The sequence below is a fragment of the Rubritalea profundi genome, assembly GCF_002954445.1.
Taxonomy (GTDB): Bacteria; Verrucomicrobiota; Verrucomicrobiia; order Verrucomicrobiales; family Akkermansiaceae; genus Rubritalea; species Rubritalea profundi.
In genome coordinates this window covers 978,526-993,427 of the sequence record NZ_MQWA01000001.1, presented here as the reverse complement: position 1 = coordinate 993,427, position 14,902 = coordinate 978,526, and the positions used below count along the sequence as shown (strand labels likewise).

15 protein-coding genes are annotated in these 14,902 nt (G+C 50.6%); 10 read left to right on the top strand and 5 right to left on the bottom strand.

The window, feature by feature from the left end:
* Positions 1-295: 295 nt before the first annotated feature.
* From BSZ32_RS04265 to BSZ32_RS04255, 3 genes are all read right to left on the bottom strand, one after another.
* Positions 296-643 carry a DUF2288 family protein gene (locus BSZ32_RS04265; RefSeq protein ID WP_105042280.1) on the bottom strand — a complete coding sequence of 116 codons (348 nt, stop codon included), beginning with the start codon at positions 641-643 and terminating at the stop codon, positions 296-298.
* 75 nt (positions 644-718) lie between these two features.
* Positions 719-2,182 (bottom strand): S1C family serine protease, encoded by a 1,464-nt coding sequence (locus BSZ32_RS04260; RefSeq protein ID WP_105042279.1) that lies wholly within the window; start codon positions 2,180-2,182, stop codon positions 719-721.
* Between the two features lie 20 nt (positions 2,183-2,202).
* Complete coding sequence (locus tag BSZ32_RS04255; RefSeq protein WP_105042278.1) at positions 2,203-3,702, bottom strand: S1C family serine protease; 1,500 nt, start codon at positions 3,700-3,702, stop codon at positions 2,203-2,205.
* A gap of 75 nt (positions 3,703-3,777) precedes the next feature.
* On the opposite strand from BSZ32_RS04255, the gene BSZ32_RS04250 reads away from it, so the two are divergent.
* The 10 genes from BSZ32_RS04250 (at position 3,778) to BSZ32_RS04205 (ending at position 13,227) form a co-directional block, all read left to right on the top strand.
* On the top strand, positions 3,778-5,784 hold the full coding sequence (locus BSZ32_RS04250) for a DUF455 family protein (protein WP_105042277.1): 2,007 nt from the start codon (positions 3,778-3,780) through the stop codon (positions 5,782-5,784).
* Positions 5,785-5,963: 179 nt separating this feature from the next.
* Positions 5,964-6,329 carry a SpoIIAA family protein gene (locus BSZ32_RS04245; protein WP_105042276.1) on the top strand — a complete coding sequence of 122 codons (366 nt, stop codon included), beginning with the start codon at positions 5,964-5,966 and terminating at the stop codon, positions 6,327-6,329.
* 394 nt (positions 6,330-6,723) lie between these two features.
* The gene (gene mbhE / locus BSZ32_RS04240) at positions 6,724-9,009 is read left to right on the top strand and encodes a hydrogen gas-evolving membrane-bound hydrogenase subunit E (protein WP_105042275.1); all 2,286 of its coding nucleotides are present in this window, start codon (positions 6,724-6,726) and stop codon (positions 9,007-9,009) included.
* On the top strand, positions 9,009-9,431 hold the full coding sequence (locus BSZ32_RS04235) for an MnhB domain-containing protein (protein WP_105042274.1): 423 nt from the start codon (positions 9,009-9,011) through the stop codon (positions 9,429-9,431). Before mbhE ends, BSZ32_RS04235 begins: the two co-directional genes overlap by 1 nt.
* A gap of 2 nt (positions 9,432-9,433) precedes the next feature.
* Positions 9,434-9,787 (top strand): NADH-quinone oxidoreductase subunit K, encoded by a 354-nt coding sequence (locus BSZ32_RS04230; protein ID WP_105042273.1) that lies wholly within the window; start codon positions 9,434-9,436, stop codon positions 9,785-9,787.
* Complete coding sequence (locus tag BSZ32_RS04225) at positions 9,784-11,277, top strand: Na+/H+ antiporter subunit D (RefSeq protein ID WP_105042272.1); 1,494 nt, start codon at positions 9,784-9,786, stop codon at positions 11,275-11,277. Before BSZ32_RS04230 ends, BSZ32_RS04225 begins: the two co-directional genes overlap by 4 nt.
* Positions 11,278-11,296: 19 nt before the next feature.
* A complete protein-coding gene (locus tag BSZ32_RS04220; protein WP_165788639.1) occupies positions 11,297-11,605 on the top strand; it encodes a Na+/H+ antiporter subunit E in 309 nt (102 codons plus the stop codon).
* On the top strand, positions 11,595-11,879 hold the full coding sequence (locus BSZ32_RS04215; protein WP_206018718.1) for an MrpF/PhaF family protein: 285 nt from the start codon (positions 11,595-11,597) through the stop codon (positions 11,877-11,879). The genes BSZ32_RS04220 and BSZ32_RS04215 overlap by 11 nt, the downstream gene beginning before the upstream one ends.
* Positions 11,876-12,196, top strand: coding sequence for a monovalent cation/H(+) antiporter subunit G (gene mnhG / locus BSZ32_RS04210; RefSeq protein WP_206018717.1), 321 nt, complete (start codon positions 11,876-11,878; stop codon positions 12,194-12,196). Before BSZ32_RS04215 ends, mnhG begins: the two co-directional genes overlap by 4 nt.
* 89 nt (positions 12,197-12,285) lie before the next feature.
* The gene (locus tag BSZ32_RS04205; RefSeq protein ID WP_105042270.1) at positions 12,286-13,227 is read left to right on the top strand and encodes a DMT family transporter; all 942 of its coding nucleotides are present in this window, start codon (positions 12,286-12,288) and stop codon (positions 13,225-13,227) included.
* 111 nt (positions 13,228-13,338) lie between these two features.
* Here BSZ32_RS04205 and BSZ32_RS04200 read toward each other — a convergent pair whose 3' ends face one another.
* Together BSZ32_RS04200 and BSZ32_RS04195 are read right to left on the bottom strand one after the other, a co-directional pair.
* Positions 13,339-13,527 (bottom strand): hypothetical protein, encoded by a 189-nt coding sequence (locus tag BSZ32_RS04200; protein ID WP_105042269.1) that lies wholly within the window; start codon positions 13,525-13,527, stop codon positions 13,339-13,341.
* 61 nt (positions 13,528-13,588) lie between these two features.
* On the bottom strand, positions 13,589-14,602 hold the full coding sequence (locus BSZ32_RS04195; protein WP_105042268.1) for a hypothetical protein: 1,014 nt from the start codon (positions 14,600-14,602) through the stop codon (positions 13,589-13,591).
* Positions 14,603-14,902: the final 300 nt, after the last annotated feature.

Sequence of the window (14,902 nt, the reverse complement as noted above, 5' to 3'; positions counted from 1 at the left end):
TTGCTTCGCTACTAATCCACTCTAACTATTCAAATGGTATTAGAAATCCTGCAATTCTGTATGAAATCACAGGCTATGTCCTAGAAATAGACCCAACTCTCCCTGTACCAAAAGTTTGCGGACCTAGTGATTATATGTCCCCCACGATTTGAGCCCAAATTCCAAGCTGCGGTGCTCAACAGCGGGGAGTAATCTCTGAGCGACTGTTAATTTTTGATCTGACTTGTTGTAGCATAGGTGACCGAACTTGTTGGTTGTTGCCAGTGTAGGGCTTGGCGCTCCCAGGGAGGGGGAGTTACTCGGGTTTGGGGAGAGGCTGGGCTAGGACGAAGGGGGTGCAGACTACGGCTGTGAAGCGGGTTTTGTCGTACTCCCACCAATCGGCGTGCTGTGGCCCAGGTTTTACTAAATCGGCTTTTTTCATCCAGGCTCCGACCTTTTCTTTGTCGTCTTCGGTGAATGCTTTGGCTACTTCAGCGAGCTCAAGGCTGGGATCGACGTAGACCATGGCACCAGTTTTGAAGTGGGGCTTTAGGTATTCCCAATCGACGTCGCCAGTGTATTTGGCGACTTTGTCGTCTTGGGACATTGAGTCGTCACCGAGGACTCCGTATTCCATTTGCTTTGCATTTTCTTCGCTCATAATGATTGGGTTAAATGGTGATTGGGAGTTAGTCAATGGTGGTAGGCTTCCGAGCTGGGGCTCGGCGCTCTCAGGTCACTCAGTCTCGCGGGAGAGGCTGGGAAGCCCACGGGCTAGGAGGCTCTGGTCGACGGTGTCTGACACTTTAGCGTCGAGGTAGATTGTTTCTGGTTGGCCGTCGAGTTTAAGTGTGTGAATGCCATTTTTAGGGACCTTTTTAAAGGCGGCGATGAGAGAGGGGAGGTCTTCGATGGCTTGTCCGTTGATTTGTTCGACGATGACGCTGTTGAGCGATTCGTAGCCGAGTGTGGCTGGGGTGGGGATGACGGCGCTGATGAAGACTAGGCGTTTGCGTCCTTTTTCATAGTCTTCTGGGTGGTTGATTGCATCGAGCAGGTTAAGTGGAGCGCGTGACACCCAGTCGTCGCCAAAGGCTCGGAGGTAGGACTTTGTTAGCTCCTGGAAAACGATGCCGCCTTTGACGAGGAAGCGTGGAGCCTTGTCATAGGTGTGGGACGGGATGATACCTTCAGGGGCGCGCTTGAGTGTGGCTGAGACCTCGAGTGGCTTGCCACCGCGTAGCAGGTCTAGCTTAATCGTGCTACCGATTGGTTGTGATCCGCGGATGAGGTGGCTCCAGAAGAGTTGGCCGTAGCCGTTGGCATGGTAGTAGCCGCGGCGGTCGAGTGGCTTGCCATTGATCGCTGTGAGGACATCTCCTGTTTTGATGCCGGCGAGTGCTGCAGCTGAGTTTGGTAGCACACGTGTGACATAGAGTCCACCCTTGTCGCTGGAGAGCTGGAGCCAATCGCGGAAGTGGATGTCGGTGGTGCGGGTGGTGCCGATACCTAGACTTGGGAATCCTTGGTACTTACCATCTCTAGCATCTTTAAGAAATGCTTTGATGATTTCTGGCGAGATGATGTCGACGATTTGGTCCTTAGAGGAATAACTCGTGAGCAGCCCGAGCAGCTTGTCATCTTTCAGAACGGGTACGGTGAAGCTGTTCGCCGCACTCTGCATGGAGGCTTTGACTTCGTAGTTGAGGAAGAAGTGACCAGGGACGAAACTAGCGACCACATCGGCACTCTGGATACGGCCTTCAGTGATCAGGGTCATGCCATTGTCTTCGATTTGGACGATGTTGACCTCATCTCCGAGGTGGGCTGTGGGTGCGATCTCTAGGCCATTGAATTTTCCAAGAGTTTTTATGCCTTCGTCAGAGTTAGGAGTGAGTAGGGCGAGGTTAGCTTCGTAATCGACTGCGACTACTCTCGCTGGAATTTGGTGCTCGCCATTGGCCGATTCTAACTGGATGAAATTGGCGTCAGTGACCATTTCAGCAGTGGTAAGCACTTGGCTGTTTGGGAGTACTGCGGCGAGGGCGCGCCTTTTGCGTGGCGAAGTTTTTTCCCATGGTTGGGATGGATTGTAGCTTTGGAGAGTGGTGGCTACACGGATGACTGAGTCGGATACATCTTTGGCCATGGCTCCGAATGAGGAGGCGAGGACGATACTAAGAGTGAAAAATGATTTCATGATTAGAAAGGTGGAAAGGTTTAGTTAGAGAGGTTGTTAGCTTTGTGCACGCCGTAGTTCTCGCTGATACGTTGGTTCGCTTCGCTGAGCCCTTTGCTGGGAAAAATGAGCGGTCGGTCGAGGCCGTCGAGCATGATTTCAAAGAACTCTGGAGGAGTGGCTGGGTTGAGTAGTTCATGGGCCTGTTTGATGTCGGTGATGTCGACTCCATTGATGGATTTGACCGCGCTGCCGACGTAGCCTGAGAGAGCCGAGTTGATGGGGTCGTCAAGTACGCGTGTCAGGATGAGGATGTCTGCACGTTCCTTGAAGATGCCTTCTTTTACATACTCGCTGAAAAGGCGGCGGACACGTGGGTTGTTTAGCTTGTGTGCCGCGTAGAGGTTGCGGTTGAGCGGTTGGAGGACGAGTCCACCTTGGATGAGGTAACGAGGCTTTTTTCCGTATTGGGCGGAGTACATACTGGCTGGAGGAAATGTTTTTAGAGAAATTTCTTTGCTGAGCTTCTTGCCGTCGCGGATGAAATCGAGCTGGATTTTGTCACCAGCGAACTTGCGCTCGATTATTTCGTTCATGTTGACGCGCTCTCCAGCGATAGTGATGTTACCTGAGGAATCGACGGAGTAGCCATCGATAGCGGTGAGGATATCGCCTTCTTTAAGAGAGCCACTAGAGGAACCTCCAGAGGTGACACTGGAGATGAGAACACCAGGATCGTTGGCTTGAAGATTGTAGACTTTACGCATGGCGGGGTTGAACAGAGCAAAGTCGTAGGCTCCTAGGTCGGCGTATGAGTCATAGCTGCCATCTTCGATGTCCTTGAGGAAGCGTCTGATGACAGGGGTGGGGATCATGTAGCCGGTGTTGTCGGCCTGGGTGAGTCCCTGAAAAGCGACACCTGCAACCTTGCCGTCTTGGAGGACGGGGCCGCCAGAGTTGCCGGGGTTGATCGCAGCATCGATTTGGACAATGAGGTGAGAGTCTGAGCGTGAGTGCGCGTAGGGTCGGAAATCGATGCGGGAAACGACTCCACGCGTCACGGAGATGCGCTCGCCACCCATCGGGTAACCAATCACGCGGACTTCGGACTCGAGCTTTGGAATGCTACCGATTTCTAAATGGGCAAGGTCAGCAAAGGGCCTGAAGTCGACCAGCTCTAGAAGTGCCAGGTCGCAATCGTGCGCGACGTGGACGACCCGGGCTTGGTGCTTGCGCGAGGAACCGTGCATGGTGATGAGGATCCGGCGGGCGTTGGAGACCACGTGGGCATTGGTAAGGAATTGATTTTTGCCAATCAGAAACCCAGTGCCAGTGCCACCAGAAAAACGACCAGCATTCCACGGGGTCTTGTAGTCGGGGACTTGTGAGGCGACTTCGATGCGGACGATGGACTTATAGATGGTAGCTTTGGTGGCGCTTTCCGTCGCGGTGTGGTGATCCTGAGCGGGAGCAGCTGTGACGGCTTCTTGGGCGTACAGGGATCCCACTAGGGCGATGGCGCAGGTGAATAGGACTTTCATTTGTTGAATAAGCTAGGCTGGATTTTTAAAAAAAGAGGGATTTGAATTTTACTTTGATGGGGGCTAAGACAAGGCATGGAACTACGCGATTTCGCTGAGCAGGTACTCTTTGGCAAGACCTTGGAGGAGAAGCTCTTGATCAATCCCAAGCTTGTGACTGATGAAGCGCCAGCCCAGCCATTTATTATGGCTGATGGACCGGGCCGTCCGATCGAGTTGCGTATTTCCGAGCGTGGTGTGAAGGCTGACTTCCCTGGGACGAACCGTCTCGACGACGATCAAGAACGAGGGAAGATGTTGCATTTCCTTGCTAACCACGAACTACTAGCGACAGAGTTGATGGCTCTTGTCTTACTTAAATTCCCAAATGCTCCAAAAGAGTTTCGCATGGGGGTGTACCAGACATTGAAGGAGGAACAGGCGCACACATTGATGTATATGCGACGAATGCGCGAGTGTGGGGTCGAGTTCGGCGAGCTTCCTGTAAATGATTACTTTTGGCGGGCGGTGGCTCCGATGGAGCAACCAATGGATTTTGTCAGCCGATTGAGCTTGGTCTTTGAACAGGCAAATCTGGATTACTCCGTCCACTACGCTAAGTTGTTTAGGCAAGTGGGCGATGGCGGGACCGCTGCGGTGTTAGAGAAAATCTACGAGGATGAGATCGAACATGTTGGGCATGGCTTGAAGTGGTTTAGAAAGTGGAAGGACCAATCGAAGTCAGATTGGGAGGCATTTCAAACACAACTTCATTTCCCCTTGGCTCCAGTGCGGGCGAAGGGATTGGCTCCGTACAATGCGGAGGGACGGCGGCTCGCTGGGATTGATGAGGACTGGATCGAGTTACTCGAGGTCGCAGAGCAATCGCGTGGCCGTACGCCCGTGGTGCATTTTTTCAACCCAAATGCCGAGAGCGAGGAGGTGGCGCGGGTGAATAAAAAAGCATTCACAGCAAAGAAGAATGTGCGTCTCTTAGAAGAGGATTTGGATATGGTGAGCTTGGCACTGGCTAGGCGTGATGACGTATTATTGCTACACAAGGAACCAAGCCGGCAGCACCTTAAAAATATCCGAGCTTGGGGATTTCCAATGCCGCAATGTGTTGTGATAGGGAATTCTAGCGAGCTGGAAGAGAGACGTGTAGGTGGAGTGCGTCCGTGGGCTTGGCAGCAAAAGGCGTCAGATGCCTTGAAGCCATTTTCTCATAATATGAGTGAAAATGTAGAGGCGAGTTGGCGGGCTGAGTCACCGTCGCTCTGGCTGTCTAAAGAGTTTGGTTATGAATTAGAGAAGATGATAGGTGACCCTGTGGGGGAGTGGTGCACTAGCATTGATGAGGTTGAGAGCTATGTGGATGGAGCTGTGGGTGATGTGCTGATGAAGGCTGCGTATTCTAATGCTGGCCGTGGGCATTGCCGGTTGTTAGGTGCTGAGTGGACTAAGAGTTCTAGGGGGTGGCTCAGGCGGGTGCTGAAGGAACACGGTGGTGTGCTGGTGGAACCATGGTTAGAGCGTGTCCTTGATTTTTCATCGCAATACGAAATTGCTTCAAATGGAGAAATTAAGCAGCGTGGAATGACACGGGTGATCAATGATGAACTCGGGAGGTTTCGTGGTTCGTTAGTATTGCCTAAGTGGTCGCAGGGCTTGGATGAGGAGTTGACCAGCTTTCTGTTTAGAGATTGTCAGGTGCATCATTTTTACCGCCACACGCTGGTCAAAGCTTTGGGTGAACTGCTGGCTGATAGCGGCTACGTGGGGGCTCTGGGGGTGGATTCTATGGTGTTCCGTGATGCCGATGGGAACTTGGTATTTAGACCCGTGGTCGAGCTGAACCTACGCCACACGATGGGCCGAGTGGCTTTGGAATTATTGAAAAAAACTGCACCAGGACTGGGAGGGCATTATGAAATCCTACGAAAATCACAGATGACGGAACCTATAAAATTGGGGCCAGAGGAGGAAAGTGCTGAGAAGCTAGTTCTAACAGCTGGTGTCTATGTGCTAAATGATCCTGAGCAAGCCGAGGAGTTTCTAGCAGTTTACCGTGTAGCCAAGCCTTCGGCCTTCGATTTTAGATAGAACTGGCAATCATTGGTGGGCATTCGTGTCAGAAAACCTTCACCGTGCTGGTTTTTCCAGGCTTTCGCATTTTTCGCGGTTGAAGTCGTTTCATCCTGCTGGCTGGAAGCCCAAAAATTGTCTTGTGGTGTGGTTTATGATAGACTCGCCCAGTGTTTATCACTTATGCTAATTGGGTTATGATTATAAAACTCCCATCCAGTGAAGGTCGATATTTAGGTTACGAGGTTTCTGGGACCATTGGTCCAGACCAAGAACGGCTTTGGATTGCCGATATTGAAGCAGCGCTAGAAATGCATGCTAAGGTTTGTGTGCTATTGGTGTTAGATACGGGTGCTGGCTGGGGCGTTAGAGCTGGAATCGATGATATAAAATGGGTGCTTACTCATATGAATAAACTTGAGAAAATTTGTGTCGTGGCGGATGAGAAGGTTTGGCAATGGCTAGTGGCCATCGATAGCAAGTTTGCCAAACTGGTAGGCATCAGAGAAAAGCACTTCAATACCGAAGAACTTGATCAAGCCTGGAAGTGGCTCAAATCATAATTTGAAAAAGTAATACGATTTTGATGCAAGTTAGTTGCTAGTTTTAGTTTAAGGCCTTATAGACATTTGTCGTGAGCACAAGGAATGCGCACAACAATGAATAAAGGGAGCCTCTGTTAACTAGCGGCAGTGACGCTGAAAAGGATTTCAAACAAGGCAAGGCGTAATGAAGGAGCGGATACTATCCGGGACCGAAGAGCAACGCAGCCTAGTGAAGGAAGACTTTTCAGCCCGCAGGGTGCCTTACCAATAATCGAGCTCGGCTCGCAAATCACAATATAACACACACACACGGCACCGATGCTAGTTACCAGAGGTTCCCTTAAGGCATGAAATATTCTTTCGAGTTGGTAGTGAAGGCCGCAAACACTAAAGGTGTTAGCGAGCAATCATAATGCTACCATTCATACTCATTTTTTTACTCATAGGATCGATTGTCCCTGTATTGCTCAAGGATAAATCTAATTTTATGGGTCGTGGGCTAGTGATATTGCCCGCGTTGGCTAGCTTTGTTTGCCTCTGTATAGCGGGGGGGGAAGTGTTGAGTTCCGGGCAAAGCTTGATCTGGACGAGGGAGTGGGTGCCAAGTTTTGGGCTAACCATTGGGCTTCATCTCAATGGCTTGGCTTTGCTGATGGGATTGTTAATCACTGGGATAGGGACGCTCATCGTCACATACGCGCTCGGGTACATGGGCGGGAAATCTGGCACGATGCGGCTGTGCTCCTTGCTGTATTTGTTCATGTTTGCAATGACGGGGATTGTGCTCTCGAACCACTTGATCATTCTGTTCATTTTTTGGGAACTCACTAGTGTGAGCTCGTATTTGTTGATTGGCTTTGACCACGAAAAAGCATCGGCTCGACGCAGTGCTTTGCAGGCCTTGGTTGTCACAGGGCTTGGAGGACTGGCATTGCTGGCTGGCTTGATCTTGCTGAATCAGATGACCGGGACTTGGATGTTGTCTGACCTTCTCACTGGTGATTACCAAGTGGCTGGGCACCCATTGTATACGGGATGTTTGATTTTAGTTTTACTGGGAGCATTTACTAAATCGGCACAATTCCCATTCCACTTTTGGTTGCCCAATGCGATGGCTGCGCCGACACCAGTGAGTGCCTACCTACACTCTGCTACGATGGTAAAAGCGGGGGTGTTTCTTTTGCTGGTGATGCAGCCCGTCTTGGGAGGTACTTCAGAGTGGTCGCATTCTTTAATGATCGCAGGCGGCGTGACTATATCCATAGCCCTAGTGTATGGCTTGCGTCAGGCTGACCTTAAAAAAATATTGGCAGCTACGACCTTAGCAGTTCTAGGTATACTGACGTTTTTGATAGGAATTGATACGAAATATTCTATTCTAGCAGCGCTGGTGTTTTTACTAGGTCACGCTCTGTACAAGGCGACTTTATTTATGACAGCTGGCGCGGTGGATCACTCTACTGGGACGCGTGATATACGGTTGTTAGGCCAGCTCAAAAAGACAATGCCACTGACTACGCCTGCAGCATTGCTGGCTGCCTTTTCAATGATGGGGCTGCCACTATTTTTCGGTTTCTTAGGGAAAGAATACGTCTACAAGTCTGTGGTGGGTGGCAGCTGGCTGACTATTGCTGTGCTTCTTATCGGCAATGCGACGATGATGGTGCTCGCGGCCCGGGCGGGTGTGATTCCTTACTTTAGAAAATCGATTGGAGATCTTCCTAAGAAGCCGCACGAGATGGGCTTGTTGATGACGGCCGGGCCATTGCTGTTAGCGACTCTAGGTTTGGTGATCGGCTGTTTTCCCGGTTTGGTGGGCCCTTTGATTAGTTTTGCCTACACTGGCATTGTAGCTGGAGCTGAGCCTTACACTCTCTCGTTATGGCATGGAGTGAATCTCCCATTGATTCTGAGCTTAGTAACCTTTGCTCTGGGTTTCACTTTGATGAAAGTTCTCAGACCTGCAGCAGCGGGTAAGAAGGTCAATGAATCGACATTTGCCGACACAGTTTACGAGCACGTTTTTAAGTTTGTTCTGATGGTGGCACGCTGGTCGACCCAGTCACTACAGACTGGCAGGCTGCGCTCTTATGTAATCATTATTCTAGTTTCTAGCTGTGGCCTCATTTTGTGGAAGCTTGTTCGCTTCGGCGGTTGGCCCACTTTCGAGGGAATCGGGCAGCTCAATCCATTCATAACCATTTTGTTAGTGGCGATGACAATAGCGACTTTGTTTGCTGTTCTCTCAAAGTCGCGTCTGACCGCTGTGGTCTCACTCGGTGTTGTTGGTTACGGTGTTTCTATGATTTATGCGAAGTACAGCGCACCGGATTTGGCAATTACCCAGGTGTTAGTGGAAACGCTTACTGTGGTGCTTTTTGCCTGGGTCGTGCGCCGGTTACCACGTTACAGGAAACTCTCGACTGGCTTCGAGCGCTTCATGGATACTGGTCTAGCATTGATCATGGGAGGGGTGATGACGGTTCTCATGCTAAAGTCCCAAGGGCTTTTGTTTGGCCCGAAGATCTCGGATAAATTGACTCAAATGAGTTACCCTGAAGGCCATGGCGCCAATGTAGTGAATGTTATTTTGGTGGATTTCAGAGCGCTTGATACATTTGGTGAGGTTTGCGTGTTAGCAATTGCAGCGCTTGGTGTATGGGCGCTGGTGGATAAAGTCACAACAAAAGGAAAGTAATGGATTCAGTCATTTTACGCACAGCGACCCGCTTTCTCTACCCGCTCTTGATTCTACTTTCTTTAGTGGTCTTGTACCGTGGGCACAACCTGCCCGGAGGTGGGTTTATCGGTGGCTTAATTGCTGCCTCGGCAGTGATGCTACGTGCTTTGGCTGTCGGTTGGGATGAGATCAAGGCGAGTAGAATTCTCAAACCAATAGCGTTGATGCAATACGGCTTGATCATTGCCTGTGTCAGCTCCTTGATCGGACTAGCCGTCAATAATGTGTTGTTTCAGGCTGTCTGGCTGCCGACTTGGTATTTACCCGTTATAGGGAAGCTCAAGCTTGGAACACCGATCGTGTTCGATATCGGGGTCTATATGGTGGTGCTCGGCTTTGCCTTGCTCTGTGCAAAATCCTTAGATTCTAACAATAACTAATCATGTCTCTCCTCATCACTATCATGGCTGGCATATTATTCGCAGCAGGCGTCTATTGTCTGTTGCGGCGCAATATGACAAAGCTCATCATTGGCATCATTTTACTCAGTCAGGCTGCTAACTTGTTAGTCTTCACCATGGGGGGGATTCGAGCCCACCAGCCAGTCTTTGCCGACAGTGAGACAGGCACTGTGGCTGCTGGTCACGCCGACCCCGTCCCTCAGGCATTGGTGCTTACAGCTATTGTGATCGGTTTTGGTCTAATGGTTTTCACGATCACGCTGCTGATGCGAGCCCACGCAGTACTCAAGAGTGATGACGTGAATGAATTTAACCACACGGACGCACTACCATGATCTGGTTAGTTTTATCCTTACTTCTGCCATTCATAACGGCAGTGGCTTGCTTACGCAAAGAGCGCTGTGGGCCGTGGGTGCCACGGCTGAGTTTGATCGGAGCTGTGCTCCAATTAGGCAGTGCTGGGATGTTGATGAATCATGCGTTAGAGCATGAATATGTAATCATCCACGTGGGGGCTTGGGCTGCACCTTTTGGCATCACTTTGGTTGCTGACCTGTTCAGTGCTATGATGGTTTTGATCACGGCGGTGATTGCCGTCGCCGTTGCTTTGTACTCGATGGGGGACATCGACCAACGCCACACACAAAAGCATTATTACAGCCTGATTCACCTTCTGTTGATGGGAGTGAATGGTTCATTCCTCACTGGAGATTTATTCAACCTCTACGTTTGGTTTGAGGTCATGCTTTTGTCCTCCTTTGTTCTGATCACTCTTTCAGGGACCAAGGATCAGCTGGAAGGTGGGGTGAAATATTTACTGATCAACATCCTTTCCTCTATTCTCTTTCTTTGCGGTGTCGGGTTACTTTACGGTAAACTCGGGACGCTTAATATGGCAGATGTCGCGAATATGTTGAGCAATCACGATGACGCCTTGTTAGTGAACAGCTCAGCCATGTTGTTATTGGTGGCCTTTGGTATCAAATCCGCTTTGTTTCCCTTTTTCTTCTGGCTCCCAGCCTCGTACCATACACCACGGGTTTCCATCTCGGCGATCTTTGCGGGATTACTCACCAAAGTGGGGGTCTACGCTTTGATCCGCTCCTACACCTTGCTGTTCCATAGCCAATTTGATGTGGTGCAGGATGTGTTGCTCTTCCTAGCTGGGATGACGATGCTGACCGGCGTGTTTGGTGCTGCCTCGCATTTCGATATTAAGAAGATCCTGTCATTTCACATTGTCAGCCAAATTGGCTATATTGCGATGGGGTTGGCGATTGGCACACCGATTGCGATTGCTGCCGCGATATTCTACACGATCCACCACATTTTGGTGAAGACGAACCTGTTCTTGATTGCTGGTCTGATCGAGAGGCGTTGTGGAACGACAGATTTGAAGAAGTTAGGCGGGCTAGCGAAAGCCTCACCAGCTCTAGCTCTATTGTTCTTTATCCCAGCATTTTCTTTGGGTGGAATTCCTCCACTTTCAGGATTTTGGGCAAAATTTGGGGTGGTCAAGGCTGGCCTCGATGCGCAGCATTATTGGTTGGTCGGCTGTGCTCTCTTTGTAGGTGTCCTTACATTATATTCGATGACGAAAATCTGGGCTGAAGCCTTTTGGAAGAAAGCTCCAGCAGCTGGTAAGGAACAAAAGGCAGCGAGCTCGGATTCCTTGCCTAAAGTGATGGTGATCCCCTGTGTTGGTTTGGCATTGATTACTGTTTGGCTCAGCCTCAATCCCGAGCCATTGTTAGAGCTGTCAACTAAAGCCAGCGAACAACTCGGCAACCCTCAAGGATACATCAAGGAGGTATTAGGGAAGTAAGATGAAATTTTTAACGAAAATGATAAAAATGATAGGCTTCGGCTTCTTTTATCTAAAGGAGGTAGTGGTGAGCAATCTGCGGGTGGCGGCAGACATCGTGACATCCCAGCACCTGATGAAACCTGAAATCCTAGAAGTAGATGTGAGCAATCTCACACCGCGCCAGGTCTTTGTAGCATCGAACTTGATCACCATGACCCCAGGTACCTTGAGTCTGGATGTGGTCGACGACACCCTGTTCATTCACAGTATGTATTGTGTGGATAAGGTGGCGGATGCCGATGCCCTTGTAAAAAATTATGTAAACCGAGTACGCGATGTTTTTTGATATTCCAGATCTCCCTCAGTGGGTGCTCACAGCATGCCAGTATATGCTGGCTGCAGCTATTGTCTTGTCGACCATTCGGGTGGTCAAGGGGCCAACCTTGGTGGATAGAATTATAGCTCTCGACTTGATCGCAGCCCTGACTATGGCGCAGTGCGTCTTGTTGACCTTAGTCAGTGGCTTCATTCCCTACCTAGATATCGCGATCGCGATCGCTCTCATCAGCTTCATTGCCACAGTGGCTTTGGTGCGCTACTTAGAAAGCAAAGACCTATGATGACCATTATTATAAGCACCTTCTTGTTAGTCGGTTGTTTCTTCGCGCTGTTAGCCGCGATAGGAGTTGTCCGGATGCCCGACATCTATTGCCGGATGCACAGCGCAACCAAGGCCGGAGCATTCGGTAGTGGGCTCATCCTGATAGCCGTGATGTTAGCCTACCCAACGCCCCACGTGTGGATTGCTTGCCTGGCCATCTTGTTTTTCTTTTACCTCACAGCACCAGTAGCGGCGCATTTGGTTGGGAGAATTTGCTTCCGCTCCAAGTTGCCGATTTGGAGACCGAAGAAGCTGAAAGTAGAAAGTAGAAAGTAGATGCCTATTGGTAGAATGATGGGGTCAGGTATAGAAATGTAGGATCTTCGCCTTGTCCGCTCTGTTTACTCTGATAAATCCCCCTCATCTTGTGGCAAGTAGGAGTCCCGTATGAAGATGCTCTCTATCATGTGATGGCGGCTGTACCATCATGCGCCATTCATCCGACTCTCCAACTACATCTGCTCATGCTCATTTTTGCGGCGACCACAATACTGGGTCGTTTGATCAGCCTGAGTGCGCCGGTCTTGGTGACTTGGCGTTGTTTGCTAGCGACGGCTGGGGCCATGCTGTGGGTGAAGGTCATGTCGAAGCGCAAGCTGTGGCTCGGCAGGGTAGTGGTTGGGAAACTGATGGGGGTTGGAGTGCTGATTGGGCTGCATTGGTTGTGCCTGTTTGGGGCGGTGAAGATTGCAAATATATCCATCGCGCTAGCCGGGTTGGCTACTTTGTCGCTGTTCACGGCCATTGCCGAGCCCTTGCTGAACCGTCAGCGGATCAAGCGCTACGAGGTGATGCTCGGCTTGTTGGTGCTCGGTGGCATTGTGCTGATTGCGGGAGCTCAAAGTAATTACTTCCTCGGTCTTGGCCTAGCTCTGCTCAGTGCCTTGCTGGCGGCGATTTTTATGGTCATCAACAAGCACATGGTCGTCACTGGCAGTGATCCGTTGGTGATGGTGTTTTGGGAGATGATGTCGGCCACAGTGGTGTGTTTCCTCGCAATCCCGATCTTTGATCCCAGTGGATTTGAAGCCATGGCATTTACCGATCCGTTGGATTGGCTGTGGCTGTTGATATTAGCGTTTGTCTGCACGGTTTATGCTCAGGATCTCACCAATCGCTTGTTGCGTCAGATTAGCGCATATAAGTTTAACCTAGCGGCTAATTTCGAGCCGGTTTATGGGATCGTAGCGGCGGCCCTCATTTTTGGCGAGCACCAGGAACTCCAGCTGACATTCTACCTCGGTGCTTTAACGATCCTACTGGCGAACTTCCTGCAGCCGCGATTGCAGAGACGCTTCGGCATATGAATGTGCATTGTCCTGATGGGCACAGGATTGAATGGCACTTAGATCAGCGAGCTGCCAGCGTCCTCCAACGGAGAAATTTATGTCTAGGGTGGACAGAACTTGTATTGGGCTTCAACGAACGAGCCACGTAGAAGAGCGCTTCCAGCCTCTTTCCTCTGAACTTGTATCGGGTTTGCCGGTGAACTCTGATCGCTGTGAGTCAGCAGCTTCGCTGGAAATTTTTTGAGTGACCGAGACGGTCGCGCTACGTAACGCGACCGTCTCGGTCGCTTTGAGCTGATCGCCGAAGGCTGATTTCAATCTGTTGGGTGAGCGGTAAGCCTCTCTTTCCTCCAGATCTCATGTAAATCGAGGGGGTACTTCATCTAGCGTTCGGACCTCCACAGGCCAACAGTGCTGGAGCATCCTCAACGCCAAGCTCCTGCAGGATCGCGTGCAAGTTATCGCCGCGGGCGATCCGCTTGCGCTTGCCATTTTTTTCTATGCTCACCGCACGATAGTAGCCGGGACGCATCAGGTGCTGCTCCAGTTCCACCGTTCCATTACGCAAACTCAGAGTGCGAAGCTTGTTCCACCACATCTCGCCCTTCACTACTGGCACATTCCAGTTCATTTTGGTGCTGCCCGAGATCGTCACTCCTTGTTCGTACAGCTCGAGGAATGCGATCGCTTCGGCCAGGCCTGAGTAGTCGGTTGCAAAACCCACTCGCTTATGCGCATGGGCACAAGAGACAGGATAGTTTTCAAACACCTTTCCATCATCGGAGCCAACTTGCCCACCCGGAGGTGTTTCGCTCATGAAGTTGAAGGCCATCCGGTGCACCATGTCGCGGATCGGCGAATGGTAGTTGGTGATCTTCATCCCTTTCGGCAAAGCTTTGCGGTTCTTCAGCGTCGTGTCTTTCGTCATCGCTGAACCAAGGAAGTAAACGCCGCGCAAGCCCTTCAACTCACTCTTGGTAGATTCGAGCGACTGCAAAGCAACGCGCGATCCAACACTGAACGCTACGATCACATAAGACCTCTTATCGCGTTCCAATTTTTCTAGCACCTCACTCCTGAACCTCGGCGCTTCCGCATGCGCCATTTTCTGTGACTTGATCCAGGACGCTCCCACATGGAGTGGATCGACTTTGACCGAATCCCATTCGTAGTTAACCACCTCTGACGACACCTTCTCCTCCAACAAAAACTCCTGCAAGTTCTCACAGAACTTCGGCGACTCTTTCACCCCGCCGAAGCCATGCACATAAACGAATACCAGCGAGTCGGAGCCACCTTTGAGCGGCTCCTCAACTAGCTTGGCAGCAGAGGATTGAACCGTACACATCACCGCGATCACAGCAGTCGTAAGTAATTGACGTAATCTCTTCATGGCTAGAGACTGCCACGAATTCGACGGCTCCGGTAATCGATAATTCGGAGTCATCCATCGACTGTGTCGATGCTCTAAACGCCTTCCAACGCGCGCTATAGGTGAAGAACTCCATAACCCACAGCCATGCGTGGAACGGGGTAGGGTGGATCATTGGTTAATTAGTTCACTGGGAAACTGGAACAATCTAAAATGCGGGCTCGGGTGTTGTACGACTGGGCAGAAGGGATCGATCTAGCAGCAGATATCGTCTAAAAAATCCGTGGATAGCCTCTCATGGAAATGTGTCTCTCCATGAGG

Coding starts and splice junctions, on each gene's coding strand:
- BSZ32_RS04265 (WP_105042280.1), bottom strand. CDS start 643: ATGAGCGAAGAAAATGCAAAGCAAATGGAATACGGAGTCCTCGGTGAC.
- BSZ32_RS04260 (WP_105042279.1), bottom strand. CDS start 2,182: ATGAAATCATTTTTCACTCTTAGTATCGTCCTCGCCTCCTCATTCGGA.
- BSZ32_RS04255 (WP_105042278.1), bottom strand. CDS start 3,702: ATGAAAGTCCTATTCACCTGCGCCATCGCCCTAGTGGGATCCCTGTAC.
- BSZ32_RS04250 (WP_105042277.1), top strand. CDS start 3,778: ATGGAACTACGCGATTTCGCTGAGCAGGTACTCTTTGGCAAGACCTTG.
- BSZ32_RS04245 (WP_105042276.1), top strand. CDS start 5,964: ATGATTATAAAACTCCCATCCAGTGAAGGTCGATATTTAGGTTACGAG.
- mbhE (WP_105042275.1), top strand. CDS start 6,724: ATGCTACCATTCATACTCATTTTTTTACTCATAGGATCGATTGTCCCT.
- BSZ32_RS04235 (WP_105042274.1), top strand. CDS start 9,009: ATGGATTCAGTCATTTTACGCACAGCGACCCGCTTTCTCTACCCGCTC.
- BSZ32_RS04230 (WP_105042273.1), top strand. CDS start 9,434: ATGTCTCTCCTCATCACTATCATGGCTGGCATATTATTCGCAGCAGGC.
- BSZ32_RS04225 (WP_105042272.1), top strand. CDS start 9,784: ATGATCTGGTTAGTTTTATCCTTACTTCTGCCATTCATAACGGCAGTG.
- BSZ32_RS04220 (WP_165788639.1), top strand. CDS start 11,297: ATGATAAAAATGATAGGCTTCGGCTTCTTTTATCTAAAGGAGGTAGTG.
- BSZ32_RS04215 (WP_206018718.1), top strand. CDS start 11,595: ATGTTTTTTGATATTCCAGATCTCCCTCAGTGGGTGCTCACAGCATGC.
- mnhG (WP_206018717.1), top strand. CDS start 11,876: ATGATGACCATTATTATAAGCACCTTCTTGTTAGTCGGTTGTTTCTTC.
- BSZ32_RS04195 (WP_105042268.1), bottom strand. CDS start 14,602: ATGAAGAGATTACGTCAATTACTTACGACTGCTGTGATCGCGGTGATG.